Source organism: Fulvimarina thalattae (assembly GCF_040239565.1).
Lineage (GTDB): Bacteria > Pseudomonadota > Alphaproteobacteria > Rhizobiales > Rhizobiaceae > Fulvimarina.
Genome location: NZ_JBEHWS010000012.1, coordinates 80,913 through 103,721 on the forward strand (window position 1 = coordinate 80,913; position 22,809 = coordinate 103,721).

At 60.1% G+C, this 22,809-nt stretch carries 23 protein-coding genes and 2 tRNA genes; 10 read left to right on the plus strand and 15 right to left on the minus strand.

The genetic code is table 11. The annotated features are described in order from the left end of the window. Positions 1-37: 37 nt before the first annotated feature. Entirely contained in the window at positions 38-493 is a 456-nt protein-coding gene (locus tag ABRA89_RS15150; protein ID WP_349942326.1) for an Lrp/AsnC family transcriptional regulator, read from the minus strand. Between the two features lie 100 nt (positions 494-593). On the opposite strand from ABRA89_RS15150, the gene ABRA89_RS15155 reads away from it, so the two are divergent. From ABRA89_RS15155 to ABRA89_RS15170, 4 genes are all read left to right on the plus strand, one after another. After that, the gene (locus ABRA89_RS15155) at positions 594-1,193 is read left to right on the plus strand and encodes a LysE family translocator (RefSeq protein WP_349942377.1); all 600 of its coding nucleotides are present in this window, start codon (positions 594-596) and stop codon (positions 1,191-1,193) included. Between the two features lie 217 nt (positions 1,194-1,410). Beyond that, positions 1,411-2,058 (plus strand): pyridoxamine 5'-phosphate oxidase family protein, encoded by a 648-nt coding sequence (locus ABRA89_RS15160; protein WP_349942327.1) that lies wholly within the window; start codon positions 1,411-1,413, stop codon positions 2,056-2,058. Positions 2,059-2,147: 89 nt separating this feature from the next. Beyond that, a complete protein-coding gene (locus ABRA89_RS15165) occupies positions 2,148-2,618 on the plus strand; it encodes a MaoC family dehydratase (RefSeq protein WP_349942328.1) in 471 nt (156 codons plus the stop codon). Beyond that, on the plus strand, positions 2,615-3,088 hold the full coding sequence (locus ABRA89_RS15170; RefSeq protein ID WP_349942329.1) for a MaoC family dehydratase: 474 nt from the start codon (positions 2,615-2,617) through the stop codon (positions 3,086-3,088). The genes ABRA89_RS15165 and ABRA89_RS15170 overlap by 4 nt, the downstream gene beginning before the upstream one ends. Before the next feature lie 10 nt (positions 3,089-3,098). On the opposite strand, the gene bluB is transcribed toward ABRA89_RS15170, so the two are convergent. From bluB to ABRA89_RS15220, 10 genes are all read right to left on the minus strand, one after another. Continuing rightward, a complete protein-coding gene (bluB, locus tag ABRA89_RS15175) occupies positions 3,099-3,740 on the minus strand; it encodes a 5,6-dimethylbenzimidazole synthase (RefSeq protein ID WP_349942330.1) in 642 nt (213 codons plus the stop codon). A gap of 9 nt (positions 3,741-3,749) precedes the next feature. Then, the gene (locus ABRA89_RS15180; protein ID WP_349942331.1) at positions 3,750-4,280 is read right to left on the minus strand and encodes an adenine phosphoribosyltransferase; all 531 of its coding nucleotides are present in this window, start codon (positions 4,278-4,280) and stop codon (positions 3,750-3,752) included. 57 nt (positions 4,281-4,337) lie between these two features. Continuing rightward, a complete protein-coding gene (locus ABRA89_RS15185; RefSeq protein WP_349942332.1) occupies positions 4,338-4,658 on the minus strand; it encodes an antibiotic biosynthesis monooxygenase family protein in 321 nt (106 codons plus the stop codon). 98 nt (positions 4,659-4,756) lie between these two features. Beyond that, complete coding sequence (locus ABRA89_RS15190) at positions 4,757-5,689, minus strand: cytochrome c1 (RefSeq protein WP_349942333.1); 933 nt, start codon at positions 5,687-5,689, stop codon at positions 4,757-4,759. A 24-nt stretch (positions 5,690-5,713) separates the two neighbouring features. Further along, complete coding sequence (locus ABRA89_RS15195) at positions 5,714-7,018, minus strand: cytochrome b (RefSeq protein ID WP_349942334.1); 1,305 nt, start codon at positions 7,016-7,018, stop codon at positions 5,714-5,716. 26 nt (positions 7,019-7,044) lie between these two features. After that, positions 7,045-7,629, minus strand: coding sequence for a ubiquinol-cytochrome c reductase iron-sulfur subunit (petA, locus tag ABRA89_RS15200; protein ID WP_349942335.1), 585 nt, complete (start codon positions 7,627-7,629; stop codon positions 7,045-7,047). A gap of 331 nt (positions 7,630-7,960) precedes the next feature. Then, positions 7,961-8,254 (minus strand): AzlD family protein, encoded by a 294-nt coding sequence (locus ABRA89_RS15205; RefSeq protein WP_349942336.1) that lies wholly within the window; start codon positions 8,252-8,254, stop codon positions 7,961-7,963. Further along, on the minus strand, positions 8,251-8,994 hold the full coding sequence (locus ABRA89_RS15210) for an AzlC family ABC transporter permease (RefSeq protein WP_349942337.1): 744 nt from the start codon (positions 8,992-8,994) through the stop codon (positions 8,251-8,253). The genes ABRA89_RS15205 and ABRA89_RS15210 overlap by 4 nt, the downstream gene beginning before the upstream one ends. A gap of 34 nt (positions 8,995-9,028) precedes the next feature. Beyond that, positions 9,029-9,538: a YbjN domain-containing protein gene (locus ABRA89_RS15215; protein ID WP_349942338.1), complete on the minus strand. Its 510-nt coding sequence runs from the start codon at positions 9,536-9,538 to the stop codon at positions 9,029-9,031. A 307-nt stretch (positions 9,539-9,845) separates the two neighbouring features. Further along, positions 9,846-9,921 (minus strand) — tRNA-Phe (locus ABRA89_RS15220). Between the two features lie 320 nt (positions 9,922-10,241). Here ABRA89_RS15220 and ABRA89_RS15225 point away from each other — a divergent pair. Further along, on the plus strand, positions 10,242-10,796 hold the full coding sequence (locus ABRA89_RS15225) for a fasciclin domain-containing protein (protein ID WP_349942340.1): 555 nt from the start codon (positions 10,242-10,244) through the stop codon (positions 10,794-10,796). Between the two features lie 94 nt (positions 10,797-10,890). Here ABRA89_RS15225 and gyrB read toward each other — a convergent pair whose 3' ends face one another. Then, complete coding sequence (gene gyrB, locus ABRA89_RS15230) at positions 10,891-13,329, minus strand: DNA topoisomerase (ATP-hydrolyzing) subunit B (RefSeq protein ID WP_349942341.1); 2,439 nt, start codon at positions 13,327-13,329, stop codon at positions 10,891-10,893. Positions 13,330-13,654: 325 nt separating this feature from the next. Between gyrB and ABRA89_RS15235 the strand changes: the two genes are divergently transcribed. From ABRA89_RS15235 to rpsU, 3 genes are all read left to right on the plus strand, one after another. Next, positions 13,655-15,058: a cytochrome P450 gene (locus ABRA89_RS15235; RefSeq protein ID WP_349942342.1), complete on the plus strand. Its 1,404-nt coding sequence runs from the start codon at positions 13,655-13,657 to the stop codon at positions 15,056-15,058. A 327-nt stretch (positions 15,059-15,385) separates the two neighbouring features. After that, complete coding sequence (locus ABRA89_RS15240; RefSeq protein ID WP_346220497.1) at positions 15,386-15,598, plus strand: cold-shock protein; 213 nt, start codon at positions 15,386-15,388, stop codon at positions 15,596-15,598. A 529-nt stretch (positions 15,599-16,127) separates the two neighbouring features. Then, complete coding sequence (rpsU, locus tag ABRA89_RS15245) at positions 16,128-16,355, plus strand: 30S ribosomal protein S21 (protein ID WP_346220495.1); 228 nt, start codon at positions 16,128-16,130, stop codon at positions 16,353-16,355. Positions 16,356-16,509: 154 nt separating this feature from the next. Here the strand turns inward: rpsU and glmS are convergent, their stop codons facing one another. The 3 genes from glmS to ABRA89_RS15260 all read right to left on the minus strand — a co-directional run bounded on the left by glmS (position 16,510) and on the right by ABRA89_RS15260 (position 20,713). After that, complete coding sequence (gene glmS, locus ABRA89_RS15250) at positions 16,510-18,336, minus strand: glutamine--fructose-6-phosphate transaminase (isomerizing) (RefSeq protein WP_349942343.1); 1,827 nt, start codon at positions 18,334-18,336, stop codon at positions 16,510-16,512. Positions 18,337-18,516: 180 nt separating this feature from the next. Beyond that, on the minus strand, positions 18,517-19,878 hold the full coding sequence (gene glmU, locus ABRA89_RS15255; protein WP_349942344.1) for a bifunctional UDP-N-acetylglucosamine diphosphorylase/glucosamine-1-phosphate N-acetyltransferase GlmU: 1,362 nt from the start codon (positions 19,876-19,878) through the stop codon (positions 18,517-18,519). A 94-nt stretch (positions 19,879-19,972) separates the two neighbouring features. Beyond that, positions 19,973-20,713: a cytochrome c biogenesis CcdA family protein gene (locus ABRA89_RS15260; protein WP_349942345.1), complete on the minus strand. Its 741-nt coding sequence runs from the start codon at positions 20,711-20,713 to the stop codon at positions 19,973-19,975. Positions 20,714-20,972: 259 nt separating this feature from the next. Between ABRA89_RS15260 and ABRA89_RS15265 the strand changes: the two genes are divergently transcribed. Beyond that, positions 20,973-21,048 (plus strand) — tRNA-Lys (locus ABRA89_RS15265). Between the two features lie 138 nt (positions 21,049-21,186). Then, entirely contained in the window at positions 21,187-21,615 is a 429-nt protein-coding gene (locus ABRA89_RS15270) for a hypothetical protein (RefSeq protein WP_349942346.1), read from the plus strand. The last annotated feature ends 1,194 nt before the right edge of the window (positions 21,616-22,809 follow it).

A 22,809-nucleotide genomic window follows, 5' to 3' on the forward strand; every position in this document is an offset into this window, starting at 1 on the left:
CGCGGAAGCGGATCACGTTCGTCAGCCGACATCACATTCAGGTGGCCCGCTCGTCTTTAGGTGATCCCATCACGACATAAGAGGTGATGGCGCTGACATTCGCCTGTGTGCCGAGAATCTCGGTGTGGAAGCGCTTGTAGCTGGCGAGATCGGCGCTCTCGACCCGCATGAGATATTCGAAGGCACCGGCGATGTTGTGGCATTCGACCACACCGCGCGCACCAGCCATCGCGCGCTCGAACCCCTCCTGCGCCGCCTTGGTATGCAGCGACAGACCGACCGTGACATAGGCAACGAAGCCGCGACCCATACGCTCCGGGTCGAGGACGGCGCGATACCCGCGTATCACGCCCATGCGTTCGAGCTCCTGCACCCGGCGCAGACAGGCCGACGGCGAGAGGCCGATACGCTGGGCAAGCTGTACATTGCTCAGTCGGCCGTCGCGAACAAGTTCGCGCAATATTCGGTCGCTGATTGGATCGATTGTCGTCATTTATTGCGAATTTTGAAGCTTGATGAGCTCAATTGACGGCACATTGCGACTTTGCAGCTCTAGAATTGCGCCGAATTCCACAGAGAGGCAAGCCGAGATGATGAACCCGGCCGTTTTGATAGCTCTTCTGGGCTTTACGTTCGCCGCGACGATCACGCCGGGGCCAAACAATCTGATGCTGATGGCCTCGGGCGCCAATTTCGGCTTCCGACGCACAATCCCGCATATGATGGGCATCCTGATCGGATTCTCCGTGATGATCTTTCTGGTCGGAATGGGCTTGATGGCATTGTTCGATGCTGCGCCCATTCTCAATACTGTTCTGAAGATCGTATCAGTTGCCTATCTCCTCTGGCTCGCCTGGAAAATCGCCAACGCGTCGCCGCCGGAAAAGATGGACGTTGAAAGCCGACCGATGACATTCCTTCAGGCAGCGGCGTTCCAGTGGGTCAATCCCAAGGCATGGGCCATGGGCCTGTCGGCAATCACGCTCTATGCGCCCGACCGCTCACTCCTCTCGGTCGCAATCGTCGCGGCGGCCTTCGCCCTCGTCTGCTTCCCTGCGATCTCCCTTTGGGCCTGGGTCGGGACGGTGGTCCGGCGATGGTTGTCGAACGCCCGACGTCTGAAAATCTTCAACGTGACGATGGCGCTCTTTCTGATTGCCTCGCTCTACCCGGTCCTTGGCATCGGCTCCTGACGGGACCTTCGGCGGTCAGACTAGGCAGGGAAATCTGCGGACGCATCTGCCATCCTTCAGCAGGTTCACGTCCGTTGCCGCTACGGCCGCTATCCTTCGCCGTTTTAGCTGCCGAGCGATCGAGTGGTTGTTGGCGTTTTTCGCAGGCGATAGAAAATACGAGGGAAAAGCTGCGGCGACACTGGCACAACAAGAGAATTCGGGAGGACAGGCACGAATGTCGAAACTCTATCAGGAGTGCCACCGGCGCATCCAGGAAACGCAGGGAACCGAGCCGCTGGCAAACCGGCTGGACGAAATGATCGTCCATGACGCGCTGAACGAGGACGATATCGCCTTCATTCAGTCGCTGGATTACTTCTTCCTTTCAACCGTCGACCCGACCGGCCAACCGACCGTATCCTACAAGGCGGGTCCGAAGGGCTTCGTCCGCGAGAAGGACGGATTGCTGACATTCCCCTTCTACGATGGGAACGGCATGTTCCTCTCCGCAGGAAACATCGACGGGTCGGGCAAGATCGGCATGCTCTTCATCGATCTCGAAACCCCGCGGCGCTTGCGGATTAATGGCACAGCGCGCTTGCGGCCCGCGAATGCGGACGACGGATATCCGGGAGCGAAGCTTTTTGCAGAGGTCGAACCGAAGGCGATCTTCGTCAATTGCCCGCGTTATATCCACAAATTCCAAAGGGTCGAAACTGCAAGGCACGTGCCCGACGAGAAGGGCGAGGCTCCGCTCGCGCGATGGAAGCGTCTCGATGCGGTCAACGACGTCATCCCGGAGAAAGACAGGTCGAAAGTCGATGAGGCCGGTACGATCGGTCTGGAGGAGCTGCAAGAGGATTTCGAGGCCGGACGCGCCTGAGTTCGCAGAGGCGCCGGACCGGCAGTGGTTCGCTTTCCGGCGCGCGCTCCCATAATAGGGTCGGACCGATCCAGTGGGACGAGGAGCCGATGTCGAAATACGTTCTGGAAGATTTCACCGATGGCCGGGTCTTTGATCTCGACCCCTACGAGGTGACGAAGCAAGAGATTATCGAATTCGCGGGCGAATGGGATCCGCAGCCCTTCCATCTCGACGAGGAAGCAGGAACGGCATCGATGCTAGGCGGCCTTTCGGCCTCTGGCTGGCATCTTTGCGGCATGATGATGCGCATGATCTGCGACACCTATCTGCTCGACTCCACGTCGCAAGGCTCCGGTGGCGTCGAATATATGGACTGGAAGACACCTGTCCGGCCGGGCGATACGCTGACCGGCACGTCCACCGTGCTCTCCTCGCGCGCCTCGTCCAAGAAGCCGCATCTCGGCATCGTGACGATCAGAACCGAAGTCTCGAACCAGCACGGTAAAACGGCGGGGGTCTGCGAGCATCTGCTCCTCTGCCTCACCCGGAAGGGCTATGAAGAGGGAGCGGCGGCATGAGCTTCTGGGATACGATCGAAGAAGGCGTCACCTACGAGCTCGGCAGCCATCATTTTTCCGCGCGCGAGATTCTGGATTTCGCAGCGAAATACGATCCGCAGCGTTTCCACCTCGATCCGGACCTCGCCAAGAAGACGCTCTTTGGAGGTCATTGCGCCTCCGGCTGGCATACGACGGCGGCCTATATGAAGCTGAACGTTGCCTGGAGGAAGGAGATGCTCAAGGATTGGCTTGCTGACGGCAATCCGATGCCGAACTTCGGCCCTTCGCCCGGCGTGAAGAACATCCGCTGGACGCGGCCCGTCTACGCCGGAGACACGATCGCTTATCGGCATCAGATCACCGAGAAGCGGGTGTCCAAGTCGAAGCCCGGTTGGGGGATCATCGCCTTCGGTGTCGAAGCCACGAATCAGGACGGCGTTTCCGTGATGACCTTCGACGGGGCAGCCTTCATCGCAACCAGCGAATGAGGCGGAGAGTTCAGCGGCGCAGGATGGATTGCTCCTCGCGCCGCGCCTGCCAGCCAACGCGTTCGAGCTCGGGCACGTCGTCTTCCTGCTCGGGATAGCCGATGCAGAGATAGGCGACGAGAGTCCAGTTCGCTGGTACGTCGAGCGCCTTAGTCACGGTCTCCGGCTCCAGAATCGAAACCCAGCCGACGCCAATTCCATGGGCGCGGGCGAAAAGCAAAAACATGGCCACCGCTCCGGCAGCGGAATAAGCGAGCGTCTCCGGCATGGTACGCCGACCAAGACCGTGGCCCTGCTCCGGTTCGGCGTCGCAGAAAACGGCGAGCTGGATCGGCGCTTCTCTCAGCCCCTCGAGCTTCAGCCGCGCGTAGAGGTCCGCCTTCTCCGGCTCGGTCGCTTCGAGGGCGGCTGCATTGCACCGCGCGAAACTTGTGCGAACGACAGTGCGCGCCTTCTCACTTTCGACGAGCACGAGGCGCCAGGGCTGGCTGTTGCCGACCGACGGCGCGAGATCGAAGGCACGGAGTGCCGTCTCGAACGCTCCTTCGTCGACGGACTCCGTTCGAAAGCGCCGCACGTCCCGACGCCAGACGAGAAGCTGTTCGAGCCTTTCGCAGAACCCTTGGTCGAATGCGGGCGGCTGGTCCTTCACGCTCCGCGCTCAGTCGCCTTCGAACTCGCAAAGGCAGCGCACATCGACGCCCATCTCGCGAAGCTTCTTGGAGCCGCCGAGATCCGGCAGATCGACGAGGAAGCAGGCCGCGACGATTTCAGCTCCGAGATCACGGAGCAATTTCACGCCCCCGACCGCGGTACCGCCCGTGGCGATCAGGTCGTCGGTGAGGAGGATTCGCTCGCCCGGACGGATGGCATCCCGATGAAGTTCCATCTCATCCTCACCGTATTCCAGCTCATAGGTGACGGAGACTGTCTCGCGCGGCAGCTTGCCCTTCTTGCGAATGGGGATGAAACCTGCGGTGAGCTGATGGGCAAGAGCGCCGCCGAGAATGAAGCCTCTCGCCTCGATCCCGACCACATGCCGGATCTTTTTGTCGGCATAGGGTGCGACGAGAGCATCGACGGAGGCTCGGAAGGCGGCCGGTTCGCTGAGCAGCGTGGTGATGTCGCGGAACTGGATACCCGGCTTCGGATAGTCCGGGATCGTCCGGATCGCGGCTTTGAAGTCAATCACGCGGAGCCTCCGTCATATGTTGCAGCCCGCCTTCCTGAGCGGACCTGTGATCATCGGTCAGTCGTTCTGGCCGATGGTCTGGATCACCTCGAAACCTTCGAATTCCGGATGACCCTGATAGAGCGGTTTGGTCGAGCCCGCGCCGCCATGGGATTTTCGGAAGGCTTCAGATTTCGTCCAGGCCTCGAAGGCGGAATAATCTTTCCAGACGGTGTGGGACGAATAGAGCTGGTGGTCGTCGCGCTTCGGCCCGCGCAGCATGTGGAATTCGACGAATCCCGGAACGGACTGGAGCTGCGATTCGCGGTTGAGCCAGAGCTCTTCGAAATCCTTCTCAGCGTTCGGCAGCACCTTGAAGCGGTTCATCGCGATGTACATCAGCTGGCCTCTTTCGTTTCGGCGTGAGTGGCTGTTCTCAAACAAAAAGGGAGCCGAAGCTCCCTTTTCAAACTTCAGGACGGCGATGTGATCGACCGTCAGTGCGGCGTACCGGCCCAGACGCGGCGTTTGACGAGGAACATCAGCACCGCGAAGATGATGAGGAAGATCATCGTCACGAAGCCGGTCGCTTTGCGCTCCGCCAGATGCGGCTCGGCAGCCCACATCAGGAAGGCGGTCACATCGCGCGAGTACTGCTCGACGGTCTGCGGCGCGCCATCGGGATAATCCACCTGATCCTCGTAAATCGGTTGCGGCATCGCGAGCGCCGACGACGAGATGAAGTACGGGTTGTAGTAGGTGCCGCTCATGATGTTCGCATCTTCCGGCGGCTCTTCTCCATAGCCGGTCAGGAGCGCGTGAATGTAGTCCGGTCCAGCCTCACTGTATTGCGTGAAGATATCGAAGACGAAGGTCGGGAAACCGCGTTCGACAGCACGAGCCTTCGCGATCAGCGACAGATCGGGCGGTACCGCACCATTGTTGGCAGCAGCTGCCGCCTGGGGATTCGGATAAGGCGCCGGGAAGTAATCGGAGCCCGTCGCGGGACGATCGAACATCTCACCCGTATCGTCGGGACCATCCTGAACGGTGAACTCGGCGGCGAGCGTCGAGACCTGCTCTTCGCTGTAGCCAAGGTCCTCAAGATTGCGGAACGCCACGAAGTTCATCGAGTGACAGGCCGCACAGACCTCACGATAGACCTTGTAGCCGCGCTGGAGCTGGGCGAGGTCCCAATGACCGAACGGCCCCGCAAAGGACCAGTTCAGCTCTTCCGGCCGCTTCAAGGGATAATGCGGCGTTTCGGAGTGCCCTTCTTCGGCCTCTTCGGCGGGCGCGTCGGCGTTTTCAGCCGCCGCCTGCTCTTCCTGAGCGGAGTTCTCGTTCGGACCCTCACCATCCTGTGCGAAGGAGGCGAGCGGCGCGAACGCGATGCCGGCTGCGAGGATAACGGATAGCGTCTTTTTCATCAGTCTTTTCTCCGAAGCTTTCCGTCAGCCTTTGGTTTCCGGCGAAGCTGTCGCCCCCGCAGGCGAACCGCCTCCGACCTCGCTCTTCTGTTTGCCGAGCACAGCTTCGGTAATCGAATTCGGCAGCTTCTTTGGTGTCTCGAACAGACCGAGGACCGGCAAAACGATGAGGAAGTGCGCGAAGTAGTAGATCGTGCCAAGCAGCGCCAGCAGTGGGTAGACGCCTTCAGCCGGTTTCGCTCCGAGCCAGCCGAGGAAGATGCAGTCCGCGACAAAGAACCAGAAGAAGAACTTGTAGACCGGGCGGAAGGCCGTGGACCGGACGCGACTGGTATCAAGCCAAGGCAGGAAGAACAGGATGATGATCGAACCGAACATCACCAGGACACCGCCGAGCTTGGAGTCGATCGGGCCAATGTTGAAGGTGATTGCCCGAAGCATCGCATAGAAGGGCAGGAAGTACCATTCCGGCACGATGTGCGACGGCGTCGCCAGCGAATTCGCCTCGATGTAGTTGTCCGGGTGACCGAGGAAATTCGGAAGATAGAAGACGAAATAGGCAAAGACCGCGAGGAACACCACCATGGCAAGGCCGTCCTTGACGGTCGCATGGGGCGTGAACGGGACTGTGTCTTTCGACGACTTAACCTCGACGCCGGTGGGGTTGGTCTGGCCGGTCACATGCAGCGCCCAGACGTGGAGAATGACAACGCCCGCAATCATGAACGGCAGGAGATAATGCAGAGAGAAGAAGCGGTTCAGCGTCGGATTGTCCACCGAGAAGCCGCCAAGGAGGAGCGTCTGGATCGGCTCGCCGATCAAGGGAAACGCCGTGAAGAAGTTGGTGATCACCGTCGCGCCCCAGAAGGACATCTGGCCCCAGGGAAGGACGTAGCCCATGAAGGCAGTCGCCATCATGAGGAGGAAGATCACGACACCGAGGATCCACAGCACCTCGCGGGGTGCCTTGTAGGACCCGTAATAGAGGCCGCGGGCGATATGCAAGTAGACCGCGATGAAGAAGAACGAGGCGCCGTTCGCATGCATGTAGCGCAGCAGCCAGCCCCAGTTGACGTCACGCATGATCTTCTCGACCGATTCGAAGGCGAGAGAAGATGCGGCGGCATAGTGCATGGCGAGCACGATGCCGGTCAGCATTTGGATGGCGAGGAAGATCGCCAGGATACCGCCGAAGGTATAGGCGTAGTTCAGATTACGCGGAACCGGGTATGCGACGAACGAATCGTACATCATCCGAGGAAGCGGCAGGCGGGCGTCGAGCCAGCGCATGATGCCGTTCGACGGGACGTAGGATGAATGACCACTCATAGCTTGCGAGTTTCCTTGGGTTCCGATCAACCGATGGTGATGGTCGTGTCGTCAGAGAAAGAGAACGGCGGAATCGCCATATTCTCCGGCGCCGGGCCGCTGCGGATGCGGCCTGCCGTGTCGTAGTGCGAGCCGTGGCACGGACAAAAATAGCCGTCGTAATTGCCAGCCTGGCCGAGCGGGATGCAGCCGAGGTGCGTGCAGACGCCGACCATGACGAGCCATGCTTCTTTGTCAGGAGCGGCACGATTTTCGTCGGTCGCCTCTGCGTCGCCAGCAAGATTCGCGTTCCTCGCCATCGGATCCTTCAGTTCCGAAAGATCGACGGATTTCGCTTCTTCGATCTCCTGAGCCGTGCGCTGGCGGATGAAGATCGGCTTGCCGCGCCATTTGGCTGTGATCGACTGGCCTTCCGCAACCTGGCTGACATCGACGTCGATCGAAGCGAGCGCGAGGGTCGCTGCATCCGGATTCATCTGGTCGATAAAGGGCCAAGCGACGGCGGCAGCGCCGACAGCGCCAAACGCGCCCGTTGCAATATAGAGAAAGTCGCGGCGGTTTGGTTCGGCGCTCTCGTTTACGCTCACGGCGTGGCCTTTCCTGTCACTCATCTACCCGGATGGTACGGGTTTCTGCGAAATTTACACGACCGCGGCAAGAGGACGAACTGTCGCCAGCAGTCGCACTTGGCCCGTCGGACCGTGGTCTTTGGAGGGCTTCTAAGCCAATCGGGTCGGCGATGTCTAGTTCGCCGAAGGGCGCAAACGCCGCTGTAGGCAAGGTTTTCGCATCACTCATCCCACCGAGTTTCCACCGAAAAACGAATGGTGCAAAAATATCAAGGAAACGCCCGAAAAGCCGCGGCTCTTGACTAGCGAACGTCTGCAACCCTTGCGTTACGTCTTGTCGCGCGCGCCACTCTCTCCGGGTTACACAGCACCCTCAGACGACCGCCCTTGCAACGGCCACGAATCCAGCACCGAATACGACGACCGCGATCAGCGGCAGCCGAAATGCGAGAAGCCCGCAAAAGACGAGCGCGATCCGCTCCGGCCAGTCTCCGCTGATCATCACGGGCGCGAAGATCGTGGTGAGGACTGCCGCCGGCACGGCGTCGAGTGCCGCTTCGAGGCGCGGCGGCAGCGCACCGATTACTTTGATCAGGAGATGCCCACCGATCCGGGTTAGATAGGTGAGCAACCCCGCCAGGATGATGATCAGCCAGATATCACTCACCGCATCGACTCCCCTGCCCGCTCATCCTCCTTGGCGTTCGCCGCAGACCGTGTCCGGACAGGCATCAGCGCGGCAACGGCGACGCCGGTCAGGGCGCCCAGCGTTACATGCCAGGGCGGGCCGATCATCGCATAGATGACGATCGAAGCTGCGGCACTTGCTCCAGCCACGGGCCAGAAGCTCGCTCGCTGGCGAAAGGTCATCACCAGAGCGAGAAAATAGACTGGCAGGACAAAATCGATGCCGTAGGCCGCCGGGTCCTCGATCAACGAACCGAAGATCGCTCCGAGGCCTGAGGAGAGAAGCCAGAAGAGATAGAGCGAGAGGGCGTAGACAAAATAATAGCGCGTGGTCAGTTCGCCGCGCGCGGCTTTCGCTTCGGCCGCACCGAATGTCGGATCGACGAGAAGGAAAAAGGCGAGTGCTTTTGCCGGCCTCGAAAAATGCCGGATATGTCGCCCGACGGAGGCCGAATAGAGAACGTGCCGGAAGTTCAGCGCAAAGACCGCGAGAAGCACAGACCAGACCGGAGCGCCGATGCCGATGAGCTGCAATGCCGCCAGCTGCGAGGCACCGGCATAGACCGACGCCGAAAAGCCGAGCGTCTGAAGCAGCGTCAGGCCCTCGCCCGCCGCGACGGTGCCGTAGACCATGCCGAAGGGCACGATCGCCAGGATGATCGGCAAAACGTCGCGAAAGGCCGACGAAGCAGCGGAGTCGGCCTTGGTGGCGGGAATCATGGGTTGTCTCTTTCGTCGCGGGCTCGCGAGTCGCTCAGGGCGCTTCGGCGATTACCTCGCGGGAAAATTCGGCGAGAGCAATGGTCCACTGGCTGAAGATATAGTCGAGTTGCTCGCGCACGAAGCCGCCCTCCGCCGGAAGATTCATCTCGATCACGGGGCGATTCTCTTCGGTAAGATAGGCCTTGTTGAAAGGCGACGACCGGTTCCAAACGTTGAGCGCACCGACCGAAACGGTGGGCACATCCCAGATCGCATAGAAATTCAAAGCGCCGCAGTTCTTGCCGTCCTCGCACTCGAGGAAGAACAGCTGGTACGCCGTGCCGTTGATATCCCCGACAATCGCCGGATCGCCGTTATCGAGAGCCACGACGCGCGCGTCACCATAACCTTCGGCAAGCTCTCGAATCGCATCGACCTGGTCGGCCGAGACGATGACAGGTACCGCCGACTCCTCGCCCGATTCACCGACCGCAAGCGCCTGCGGAGCGCCAAGGCTCAAGAATAAGGTCGCGAGAACAAGGAATTGGCTGAATGCTGACATGACGCGCCTCTCACAGGTCTGGAGGCTATTTGTCAAACTCAAGGTGCGATGCGCAAGCACGTTCGGGCGGGTTACGGGGAAGTGAAGATAATCGGCTACAACCGCTGCCGCGACCTTTCACGCCCGGCTATCTGGGATGGCGATAGAGCTTCAACTCCGACGAGGCTGGAAGCCGCTCGCCCAACGAGATCGCGACGGGTGCAACGCCCTGGAACGTTGTCGGATAGCGCTATAGATCCGCCCCCTGCGTATAAGTCCTGGGCGCGCAGGATGGTACCGCAATCAGACCAAGACGATTTTTTGAAAGTGGTGCCCGAGGGCGGATTCGAACCACCGACACAGCGATTTTCAGTCGCTTGCTCTACCAACTGAGCTACTCGGGCATCTCGCGTATAACGCCGGCAAGTCTCGAATTTCTCGACATGACGCCTCGCGAATGCCGGCCTTATAGAGAAGCGGAATCGGCCTGTCCAGCACTTGTCGCGGAGCTTTTTTCAGCGCGGTTTCATCTATTTTGGCGCCACGTGATTGAAGTCGCTAAGAGATTGGCGCGAAAGGCCTTTCGGACATCCTCCCTCTTTGCCCGCGCTCGTCGGACCGAGAGCGCGCTCGCGGGCAAAAGCATCTTCGAGCGGACTTCTTCCGTAGCTCATGGCGAAACGCAGCGATGACGCCGCGTTCCCGCGAACAGGGGAGGACCCTCATGAAAACTCTATTGAAGACCGCACTGATCGCTGCCTCGCTCGGTCTCGCCTCCGCGCCGGCCGCGCTCGCACAGAACCCGACGGTCGGCGGAGCCGCGATGCCGTCGAATCAGAACATCGTCGAGAATGCGTCCAATTCTCCGATCCATACGACGCTGGTTTCTGCCGTCAAACAGGCGGGACTGGTGGATACGCTAGCATCGCCCGGCCCGTTCACAGTCTTCGCGCCGACGGATGCCGCATTTGGAAAAGTGCCCTCGAGCACTGTCTCAATGCTGATGGACCCCGCGAACAAAGATCAGCTCACCAAGGTTCTGACGGCCCATGTCGTCGCAGGTGATATGTCGGCTGGTAAGATCCTGGCGCGCGCCAACGCCAATGGCGGGCAGTATGCCATGCAGACAGTGTCCGGCGATACGATCACTGCAATGCCCGAGGGCCAGGGCCTTGCCATCGTCGACGAAAACGGCGGCAAGGCAATCGTTACGATCGCGGACGTCGATCAGTCGAACGGTGTCATCCACGTCGTGAACAATGTGCTTGTACCGCAATAAGGTTCGCTGAAAACGATAGACCATATAAAACGGCCCGGAAGCTCAATGCTTCCGGGCCGTTTATGTTGAAACAGGAAAACGCGAGCCGCTGTTCTCAGATGTCCAGATTCGCGACCGTCAGCGCGTTGTCCTGGATGAATTCCCGGCGCGGAGCCACCTCGTCGCCCATCAGCTGCGCGAAGAGATTGTCGGCATCCGTCGCGTCCTGAACCTTGACGCGCACCAGCGTGCGGGCATCCGGATCGAGAGTCGTCTCCCAGAGCTGGTCGGAGTTCATCTCGCCGAGGCCTTTGTAGCGCTGGGTCGTGATGCCTTTGCGGCCAACCTCGAAGACAGTGATCAGCAGCTGGAGCGGGCCCGCGATATCGCGGACCGTATCCTTACGGGCGAGCGTCGGAACGCCGCCATCATAGACATCCTTCAGACGGGGTGCGTAGCGCATGAGCGCCAGGGCATCGCCGGACTGAAGCAGGGCCGCATCGAGGTTCTGGACCTCGGTGACGCCGCGAACGGTTCGCATGAAGCGGTAACCGCCATCGACTGCCTCGCCCGTCCAGCCGCGTTCTGTTTCCTCGGCTATGAGGTCGAGGCGCTCGGCGATACGCTTTGCCGTCGCAGGACCATCCTGCGGATGATCGGCAACTTCGGGCGCGAGCGCGCCAAGGATGGCCGCCTGCTCGACGACTGAGCGATCGTAACGCGAATGGAGGCCGTTCAGAACGTTCCGCACCGCCAGTGCGTCGTCGACGACGGTACGCAGGTCACGCGCAGTCCTGACTTCGCCCGATGGGAGGGTGAGCGATGCGTCGTCGAGACCGCCCTCGATCAGATAGTTCTCCAGCGCCTTCTCATCCTTCAGATACTGGCTCTGCTTGCCGCGCGTCACCTTGTAGAGCGGCGGCTGGGCGATGAAGATGTGGCCGCGCTCGATGAGTTCCGGCATCTGCCGGAAGAAGAAGGTCAGCAGCAGGGTACGGATATGAGCGCCGTCGACGTCGGCGTCCGTCATGATGATGATCTTGTGGTAGCGCAGCTTGTCGGCGTTGAACTCGTCCTTGCCGATCGAGGTGCCAAGCGCCGTGATCAGCGTGCCGATCTGGTCGGAGCCCAACATGCGGTCAAAGCGGGCGCGTTCGACGTTGAGGATCTTGCCGCGTAGGGGCAGAATCGCCTGATTCTGGCGCGAGCGCCCGCCCTTCGCGGAGCCACCGGCCGAATCACCCTCGACGATGAAGATTTCGGACTTGGCCGGATCGCGCTCCTGGCAGTCGGCGAGCTTGCCGGGCAGGGATGTGATATCCAGCGCACCCTTGCGGCGTGTGAGTTCGCGGGCCTTGCGAGCCGCGTCGCGGGCGGCAGCGGCTTCCACCACTTTCGAAATGACGATCTTGGCTTCCTGGGGGTTCTCCTCGAACCATTCCGAAAGGCCCTGATTGACGAGATTCTCCACGACCGGGCGGACCTCCGAGGAGACCAGCTTGTCCTTGGTCTGAGAGGAGAATTTCGGGTCCGGCACCTTCACCGAGAGGATGCAGGATAACCCTTCACGGCAGTCGTCGCCGGTAAGCGTGACCTTTTCTTTCTTCAAAAGGCCGGACGCCTCGGCATAACCCGAGACCTGCCGCGTCAGCGCCCCGCGGAAGCCGGCCAGATGTGTGCCGCCATCGCGCTGGGGGATGTTGTTGGTGAAGCAGAGGACGTTCTCGTTATAGGCGTCGTTCCACCACATGGCGACTTCGACGGTAATGCCCTCTTTCTCACCGGTCAGCGCGATGGGAGCGGAGATGATCGGCTTCTTGGCGCGGTCGACATAACGCACGAAGGCTTCAAGACCGCCCTCGTAGAACAGCTCGATCTTCTTTTCGTCCGCCGGACGCTTGTCCGTGAGGATGATGCGAACGCCGGAATTGAGGAAGGCGAGTTCGCGCAGGCGGTGTTCGAGGGTCGCGTAGTCAAAGTCCGTCACGCCCCTGAAGGTGTCATGCGACGGCATGAAGGTGATCTCGGTGCCGGTCGCCTCGCCAGCATCGCCGACGACTGCGAGCGGTCCATCAGCAACGCCGTGGGTGAAGGCCATCTCGAAGATGCTACCCTTCTGCTTTACCTTCAGCTTCAGCCAGACCGAGAGCGCATTGACGACGGAAACACCCACACCGTGCAGGCCGCCGGAGACCTTGTATGAGTTCTGGTCGAACTTTCCGCCCGCATGGAGCTGGGTCATGATGACCTCGGCCGCCGAAACGCCCTCGCCGCTGTGGATACCGGTCGGGATGCCGCGCCCGTTGTCGGAGACCGAGCAGGAACCGTCCGCGTTGAGGGTGACGGTCACGTAGTCGGCATGGCCGGCGAGCGCTTCGTCGATCGCGTTGTCGACCACCTCGTAGACCATGTGATGCAGGCCCGAGCCGTCGTCGGTGTCACCGATATACATGCCGGGGCGCTTGCGAACCGCATCGAGGCCCTTGAGCACCTTGATGGAGTCGGCACCGTATTCGGCCGAGAGACCGGCGGACAGATCGTTGGCAGCGGACATGGTTTTCCTTGCATGCTTCCAAAGGGCGGGCGCGAAAGACCTCACCCCCGGCGACGAATCGCCGTGAGAGATGCCTTGTATATAAAGACTAAGGGCATGGTATGAAAGCCGCGAAGGCGTATGGCTTCAAGCCGTCCACGGATCGATGAGCTCGGCGCCGCACTTCTCGACATCACGGATGCTCCGGGTGGCGATCACCGCACCTAAGGACTGGCGCGGCGATTTGCGCAGGCATTACCCGAGCCCGGGCGGTCGACGCTCTGCCGTGGCCTGCCCATGTTGATGCCAGCATCCAATTCAAATCGACAATGGGCGAACTCTTTTGATGAGCAATGCAGCCGCAACACCAGACGTCTTCGACAAACGGATTGAGCAGCCATTGCCGTTCCGCGCGCCGGCTCCGGTTCCCCATTCCGAACCGCTCGGCTTTTTCGATTTCCTGAAGACCGCGTCCCGCAACCCGATCGAGATCTGGGGCACACGGGCGTTCAAGGAGCCGTATATCGAGGGCCGGTGGCTGGGCGTTCCGAACATCGTTGTCAACGAGCCCAAGGCAGTTCGCCATCTCCTCGTCGAGAACTCGAAGAACTACGTCATGCAGCCACTGCGACAGCGGATACTGCGCCCCTTGCTCAGAGACGGGCTGCTGACCGCGGAGGGCCAGCTCTGGAGACGAACGAGGAAAGCGATCGCGCCAATTTTCACTCCGAGGCACATCGCCGGCTTCACCGAACCGATGGCGGCCCGTTCCGAGAACGCGCGCGAACGTCTTGCGGGAATGGCCGGAAAAACGATCGACATCAGCCACGAGACGACGCTGCTGACCTTCGACATTCTGCAGGCGACGCTGTTCTCGGACGACATCGCGTCGGAACCGAACGAATTCGCGCGATCGACCAGCGATTTCCTTGGTTCGATGGGGCGGGTCGACCCGCTCGATCTTCTTGGTGCGCCGAATTTCCTGCCGCGCATCCGGCGCCTGCGTGGACGCAAGTCGATGCTTTATTTCCGCCAGCTGATCGGCGACACGATCGAGAAGCGCAAGGACCAGCTGGACCGCGATCCGGATGGCGTTCCCGCTGATCTCCTCACGCTGCTTCTCAAAGCGGACGGGCTCTCGCGCGATGAGATCGAGGACAATATCATCACCTTCATCGGTGCCGGTCATGAAACGACCGCGCGTTCACTGGCGTGGACGCTTTATCTTCTCAGTCAGGCGCCCGAGGAACGCAGGAAGGTCGAGGACGAGATCGACACCGTCCTTCCGACACTCGATCATCCAAGCCAATATCTGGATTCACTTCCCCGCACACGGTCGGCCTTCGAGGAGGCCATGCGCCTCTATCCGCCGGCGCCATCGCTGAACCGGACCGCGCTCCAGGCAGACCAGGTTGGTAATCTGAAAATCCCGGCTGGGTCGACAGTTCTCGTCATGCCTTGGCTCATCCATCGGCACGAAATGCTCTGGGACCGTCCGGATCACTTTATTCCGGACCGATTCATGCCGGAGAACCGGGAGGCGATAGACCGCTATCAGTATCTGCCCTTCGGCGTAGGCCCACGCGTCTGTATCGGAGCAAGCTTCGCACTTCAGGAAGCGGTCATTGCGCTTGCCATTCTCATGCGATCGCTGCGCTTCGACTACGCCGGCACTGAGCAGCCTTCAGTGGTCCAGCGGATCACCGTTCAACCGGAAAATGGTCTGCCGATGCATATCGCTCGGCGGTGATCGATGAAGGTCGCCAACGCCTATTTCATCAGTTTCGCGGGGCGACTTTTCGGAATGACCTTGTGTTCCTGGCAAGAAAGGCTCATATTATGCTGATCGGGATTTATGAGCCCGGGGTTTGGCTGCCGTTCCTCTCGCTTTTCCAAGAGCGAATCTGCCGTGACTTTCCCGTCGCAGCCGTTTGAACCACTCCTTTCGCCCATTCTTGTGAACGTCCGAACGAATGGCGCTGCACGTCGTAGTGTCAAATAACCTATTGCATCGTGCTGATTGCATGTTTGCAAGCCGTATCGACGATTCGGCGAAACTCTTCAGAAAGGGCTCCCTATGAGCCAGACCGGTACCATCAAATTCTTCAACGAGAGCAAGGGCTTCGGCTTTGTGACGCCTGACGGCGGCTCGAAGGACGTTTTCCTGCACATCTCCGCGCTCGAGCGCGCCGGCATCTCTTCGGTTCAGGAAGGTGACAAGATCACGTTCGAAACCGAGCCGGATCCGCGCGGTAAAGGCCCCAAGGCTGTGAACATCCAGCTCGCCTGATCAAAAGAGTGGCGAGCCGTTCGAACGGAAGGGCTCGCATTCTCCACGAGTTGGCAACTCTAAGCGCGCGGCAAATACGGATCGTAGCTCGGTCACGTTGGACGCGCGTTTCAATTCATGAGATAAGGACCTCAGGCCATGGAAAATTCTCGTAGCGCACGCGAAAAGGCTGAGGTCGCTCTGACAGGAGCTCAGGCTCCACACCGCTCGGAGAAAGGCACCGCCGGAATTATCATTGCGGCGGAGAATGCCGAAAGACAGGCGAAAACAGAACGTCTTAAAGCGGCAAGGCTTGCTCGCCTCGAAAGCGAGGAAGTCGCAACACCGGAGCCGACTTCCAAGCGCCCCCGCCGGGCAGCTGGCGCCAAACCGGTGAAAGCCAAGACGGTTAAGAAGGCAGCTTCTTCCACGCGAAAGAAGAAAGTTGCCGTTTGAACCTTCGGGTGTCTATGGCCGTTTTGTCGTATCGCTCCGCATTTTGTTTCCGGAATGCGGCATTAAACACGAAGATTGAAACGAAGGAGACGTTTTGAAAGTCGACGTTAGAGACAACAATGTTGATCAGGCCCTGCGCGCGCTGAAGAAGAAGCTGCAGCGCGAGGGTGTTTTTCGTGAAATGAAAGCCCGCCGCTCCTACGAGAAGCCCTCGGAAGAGCGCGCTCGCCGCAAGCAGGAAGCGATCCGCCGCTCTCGCAAGCTCGCCCGCAAACAGGCCCAGCGCGAGGGACTTCTGCCGAAAACCGGCCGCGCGCGCTGATATCGCTGTAGGTCTGTCGCAGGCCGCAACAATTTTGTGGGCGGATCACCGCCCCCTTTCGACGGCGCCCTCGCGGCGCCGTTTTTTATGGCCGATGGAAAAGTGCACAGGCTCTGCGGCAGAGCCAAAAGTGCTCCGCCCTTGCCAGCAGCGGTCATTCCACCGTGACGGATTTCGCCAGATTACGCGGCTGATCAACATCCGTCCCCATCTGCACGGCCGTGTGGTAGGCAAGCAGCTGAAGCGGGATCGAATAAACGATCGGCGTGAGAATTTCTGGCATTTCCGGCATGACGATGGTGTGCGCATCGTCGACCACCTTGGCTTCCGCACCTTTCCGATCGGTCAGCAGGATGATGTCTCCGCCTCTCGCAGCCACCTCCTGCATGTTCGACGCCGTCTTCTCGAAGCTACGATCATGCGGCGCGATCACGACGACTGGCATAGTGTCGTCGATGAGCGCGATCGGACCGTGCTTCAGTTCACCCGCCGCATAACCTTCGGCGTGTATGTAGCTGATTTCCTTGAGCTTTAAGGCTCCCTCGAGCGCCAATGGATAGGAAAAGCCACGTCCCAGGAAGAGCGCATGCTTCTTGGTCGACATCGTGCGCGCCAGTTGATCGATCTGGTCTTCCAGATGCAGCGCGTCGTTGACGAGGCGCGGTGCTTCCTGAAGCGTTTTGGTGAACTCCAGCTCCTGCGGATCGGAAATCCGACCACGCGCGACCCCAGCCCGGATCGCGAGCGCCGCCAGAGCCATCAGCTGGCAGGTGAAGGCCTTCGTCGAGGCAACGCCGATCTCCGGCCCAGCCAGTGTCGGAAGAACGTGATCCGACTCGCGCGCGATGGTGGACTCGTCGACATTGACGATGGCGGCGGTCTGCAAGCCTTCCGCTTTGGCGTGGCGCAGCGAGGCCAATGTGTCGGCGGTCTCGCCCGACTGGGACACAAATAGCGTCAGATCGACGTCGTCGAGAGGACTTTCCCGATAGCGGAACTCGGAGGCCACATCGAGATCGCATGCGATTCGCGCGTAACGCTCGAAGTAGTACCGGCCGACTAGAGCCGCATAAAAGCCGGTGCCACAGGCCGACAGCGCCATGCGTTTGACGGTCGAAAAATCGATCGAGGCGCTCGACGGCAGTCTTGTCTTGCCGGTTGTCAGATCGACGAAAGAACCGAGCGTGTGACCGATGACCTCCGGCTGCTCGTAAATCTCCTTCAGCATGAAATGCCGATAATTTCCCTTATCGACATAGAAGCTCTTGCCGGAGGAGCGCTTCACCGGCCGATCGACGGGATTGCCGAGTTCGTCGAAGACGGAAATGCCTTCCTTGGTGAGAACGGCGAGATCGCCCTCCTCGAGATAGCGGATGCGATCGGTGAATGGCGAAAGCGCGATGGCATCGGAGCCGAGGAAGGTCTCGCCATTTCCGTCGCCCACGACCAGCGGAGAGCCACGCCTCGCGCCGATCAGCTGCTTGTCGTCACCGTCGAAGAGAAAGGCTAGAGAGAACGCGCCTTCGAGGCGTGCGAGCGCTTGCTGGACCGCGTCTTTCGGCGCCTGACCACGCCGAATTTCTCGCGTAACGAGATGAGCGACTGTCTCGGTGTCCGTCTGGCTTTCAAAGACTGCGCCATCGGCTTGGAGCTCGTCACGAAGCTCGCGGTAATTCTCGATGATCCCGTTGTGAACGACCGAAAGCAATTCCGTCTGATGCGGATGGGCATTCGTCTCGCTGGGGGCCCCGTGGGTCGCCCAGCGCGTGTGGCCAATGCCGATCGTCCCGGAACGCGGATCGCCGGCAAGCTTGTTCGTCAGGTTGATCAGCTTGCCTTCGGCCCGCAGTCGGGAGAGCGAACCGTCCTCGATTGTCGCGATGCCGGCGGAGTCGTAACCGCGATATTCGAGGCGCTTCAGGCTGTCGATCAGCCGTTCCGCGACTGGTTCGGAGCTGACGATACCGATGATGCCGCACATGAAGACCAACCACAGTTCGTGTTTTTCATCGAGGCAAAACGCGCCACCGGCGTGCCTCGCTTCCTGAGACTCAATAGAGCAAAGCCTGAAATCCGCACGTCACAAAGAATGAACTCGCATTACAGGGTTAAGAGCGAGCGGTGCGGGAGCCGCGCCTGTTGCCGAGAGCGCTTGGGGAGATCAGCTTTGGCTCTTCTTCGCAGCCTTAGCCGCCGCGTTTCGCTCGGCGATGCGCTTGCCGAGCCCCGGCTTGTTGACCTGCCGGCCACGTCCGAGCCCCAGCGCGTCGTCCTCGACATCATCGGTGATGACGCTGCCCGAACCGATATAGGCGCCTGTTCCGATCTTCACCGGGGCGACGAGGGCGGAATTGGAGCCGATGAAAGCATTGGCGCCGATCTCGGTCAGGTGTTTCAGGGCGCCGTCGTAATTGCAGGTGATCGTGCCCGCACCGATATTCGCGTCAGCCCCGACCTTTGCGTCGCCGATATAGCTGAGGTGATTGATCTTCGCGCCAGCCGCAATTTCCGCCTGCTTCACCTCGCAGAAATTGCCCACCTTTGACTTTTCTCCCAGATCCGCGCCGGGCCGAAGCCGCGCGAATGGGCCGATCAAAGCGCCGGATCTGATGCGCGCGCCCTCGATATGTGAAAAGCCATGGATCGCGGCATTTGCCTCGACGCGGACGCCGGGCCCGAAAATGACGTTCGGCTCAATTGTCACGTCTTCGCCGATCTCGGTATCGAAGGCGAAGTGAACACTTTTCGGGTCGATCAACGTCACACCGCTGATCATCGCGCGCTCACGTGCGACGGCCTGCCAGAGCGCTTCGACCTCGGCGAGCTCGGACCGGTTGTTGACGCCGATCGTCTCGGCCACCGGCGCCTCGATCGCGGTCACGCGGTGTCCGTGAGACCGGGCTATCGCGACGAGATCGGTCAGGTAATATTCGCCCTTTGCGTTGTCGTTTCCGATAGCGTCGAGCATTTGGAGCGCATTCGAGCCTGCAAAGGCCATGATGCCCGCATTGCAAAAGCCGATCGCCCGCTCGGCCTCGCTGGCATCCTTGTGCTCGCGGATCGCGACGAGTTCGCCGTTCTCCTCTATCAGCCGGCCATAGCCGGTCGGGTCGCTCGGCCGGAAACCGATCACGCAGACACTGGCGCCACCTGCAAGCTCCGTGCGGGCGCGTTTCAGCGTTTCGTCCGTCAGAAGCGGTGTATCGCCGAACAGGACGACGATATCGTCGAAGCCTTCGGCGATCGCCTCGCGCGCCGCCAGCACCGCATGGCCGGTTCCAAGGCGCTCGACCTGTTCGAAGGGACGCGCGTCCGGCGCATCCTTGCGCACCGCTTCGGCAACCGTCTCCCCGTCACGTCCGACGACAACGGCAAGCCGTTCGGCGCCGGCCGCGAGTGCTGCACGCGCCACATGGCGAACGAGCGGCAGATGGCCGACTTCATGCAGGACCTTCGAGCGGGACGAGCGCATGCGCGTGCCCTCTCCAGCCGCGAGGATGATCGTGAGACAGGTGCGAGACATTGAGGTTCCGAACCGAGGAGATGAGCAAACCGGCGCCGCAGCGCCGCGCGTGGCTTCTCTCACGAAGCGGGCACTCTTGTGAAGATGAAAGCCGTCAACCGATGGTCTGAAGGGTCGGGAAGGTTTCGAGCAACCAGAACGACATCCACTGGATGCCGCCGGTGAGGAACAGGAAGCCCGTCACAACGAGAAGCCCGCCCATCGTCCGCTCGACGGCCTTGAGGTGACGACGAAACCCGCCGAGCCAGTTGAGAAAGGCGCCGGAAAAGGTCGCGGCCAGAATGAACGGGATGCCGAGCCCCGCCGAATAGACCGCCAGCATCATCGCGCCTTCGCCCACCGTATCGCGCGCGCCAGCAAGGCCGAGAATCGCACCGAGAACCGGGCCGATGCACGGCGTCCAGCCGAAGGCGAAGGCGAGGCCCATAAGATAGGCGCCGACTACGCCCGCCGGGCTGTCAGGGCCGCGAAAGCGCTTTTCTCGGGCAAGGAACGAGAGGCGAAAGACACCGAGGAAATTCAGCCCCATGACGATGATGACGACGCCGGCGACGATGCCGAGCCAGCTGAGGTTCTGCCGCAGCAGGCCGCCGATCGTGCTTGCGCCCGCACCGAGCGCGACGAAAACCGTGGTAAAACCGAGAACGAAGACGACGCTTGCGAGAAGAAGCCGGGCCTGATGGGCCGTCTCGCCCTTGGAGCCGGCCCTCAGATCATCCGCCGAGACACCGGCCATGTAGCAGAGATAGGGTGGCACGAGCGGCAGGACGCAGGGCGAGAGAAAGGACAAAGCCCCCGCCAGCAATGCGGTCGGATAAGAGAGTTCGCTCAGCACGTCACGCAGCTTTCGTTCTTCACAGGCCCGTCTGGTTCACGGCTCAGGCTGATCTTCGACGCCGAAAGCCGGAGCGTTACCTCGAGGCTGCACTCTCGGCGCTGTCCAGTCGGGTCATTCGATCGGACTTGCCGCTCTTAAACCATCGCCTCGCACGGCACCAAACGGTAAAAGCGTCGCGCCGGGCCGATTGCCGGTTGACCTTGTCAGACAGCGTTTTTATGAAGCGCCCAGAAGGCTGGGTTTCGTCCGGCCCTTCGGGCGCGTAGCTCAGTTGGTAGAGCAACGGACTTTTAATCTGTAGGTCCAGGGTTCGAGTCCCTGCGCGCCCACCAACCTTTTCAAGCACTTATCGGCTCTTTCCTGCAAAGCCATGTCGCATCCATGTTGCAGCGACTTCCCTTGATTTGCAGGGGTTTCCCTGTACCCTCGGCTGCTCCACGCGACATGGGGTGCGACATGAGAAGCACGAGATGACAACCGATCGAATCGTTGCGACAAATCTCGAAAAAATCGATATCGACAGCGAGACTGGAACACTGACGTTCAGTTTCGAAACTGACGACGGGATCAGTGAGGTATCAATCCCTGTATGGATCATTGGCCCTCTTGGGCTTAACCTGACCTCAATAAGCAACTATCTCGCGACAGAGACTGAACTTCTTCCGGAGGCCGATCGCGGTAGCCGCCAAGCATTTCCCGTTTCAACCATGTCGGTTCGGATATCGAAAAAACCACCATTTGACGTGGTTCTGGACATGTTTGTTCGGAACGTCGGGCGATCGAGCTACACCGTACCTCCAGAGAAATTTCCCGGTCTTGTAGAATTATTCGAAACACGGCTGAAAGACCTCCAAGAACGTATGCAGTTGTGGGAAGCAGAGCCCCCGACGAAGCAGTAGCGCCACGCTCTATGGCGCTACACGGCACCGCGCCAACCGTACGCCCGGATCGTACGGTTCATTGGGTTTGCTGCGATATGAGGCAAACCCTCAGGTATGGTCGAAATGGCCATACCCTGTTGCCATGATGGCAATGCCTTCAGATCAGCCTGGGCCGCCACGACTCTTCAAGCGCCTGCCAGTCGACCGGTTCGGGCTCGACCCCGCAGTTCGTCGGTGACGCCATCGCGTTGGAGGCATATTGGATCTTCGCCTTGTCGACCGGCCGCAGCCGATTGAACCGACGCCTTCGTAGCGTAGCGCAGCAAGACGTCGACGCTGCACGTTCCTGCGCAGGCAAGGTTCGACCGGGCTAGGGGGGGGGAGCCCGGTCTTAAGCCTTTGGGGCTTCAGCATCGAGGGGGAAGAGATGCTGATCTCTGCACTGTATATATTCCCCAGCGGAAAACAATCGGCACGTTTCTGTTTTCGATTAAATTCTTTCGCAGGCAGAATAATTTTTCTATAATAATCGGTTATCCGCGGATTTTTTCTTTAATGTATACACCGAAAAACTTTGAAACTCTGGGAAGCACCGCTATGTCTAGCTTTGCGCGATCCAGTAATGCCCTTCTTGGGTCGTGGCGTGGCCCGGTCGGCTTCAGGACTGATTCAGGCCGGGTCATTTTTGTCGTAAAACAAAGACGCGTTGGGAGTGGAGAATTGCTGTGCAGAAATTGAATAGTGCAGACTACCAGAATCGAGCTGATGCGATGGCGAAAGAGATCGAAGGAGAGCCACTCGCATCAGTGAAGCGAAAGCTGGTTGAATGTCGCGACTCGTGGGGACGGCTCGCTGAGTTGGCTCGCGAGCGCGAGGAAGAACACCAGACGAATTTTTCAAAAGTACGATAACCGATCGGAGCCGTTTTAAAGAATTTGATCGAACTCACACAGAGAGCTGAGACCTTGCTCAGGCTCTTCGCATCGCACCCCCAAAATTGGACCACCTCGAGGGAAATCGAAGAGTTGCGAACAAGCGGACTAATTCAGAAGCGTGAAGGGCAATGGCACTTAACGCTCGAAGGCCAAGAGTTCCTTGTTCGGAAGGACTGAGCCGGCTTGCGATAAAAACCCTGTTCATCCTCATTTGCGGTGACCAATGGCAGGAAGAGAACATCGATCTTTATGGTGATGGCTTCAGGCTTTCTGAAGG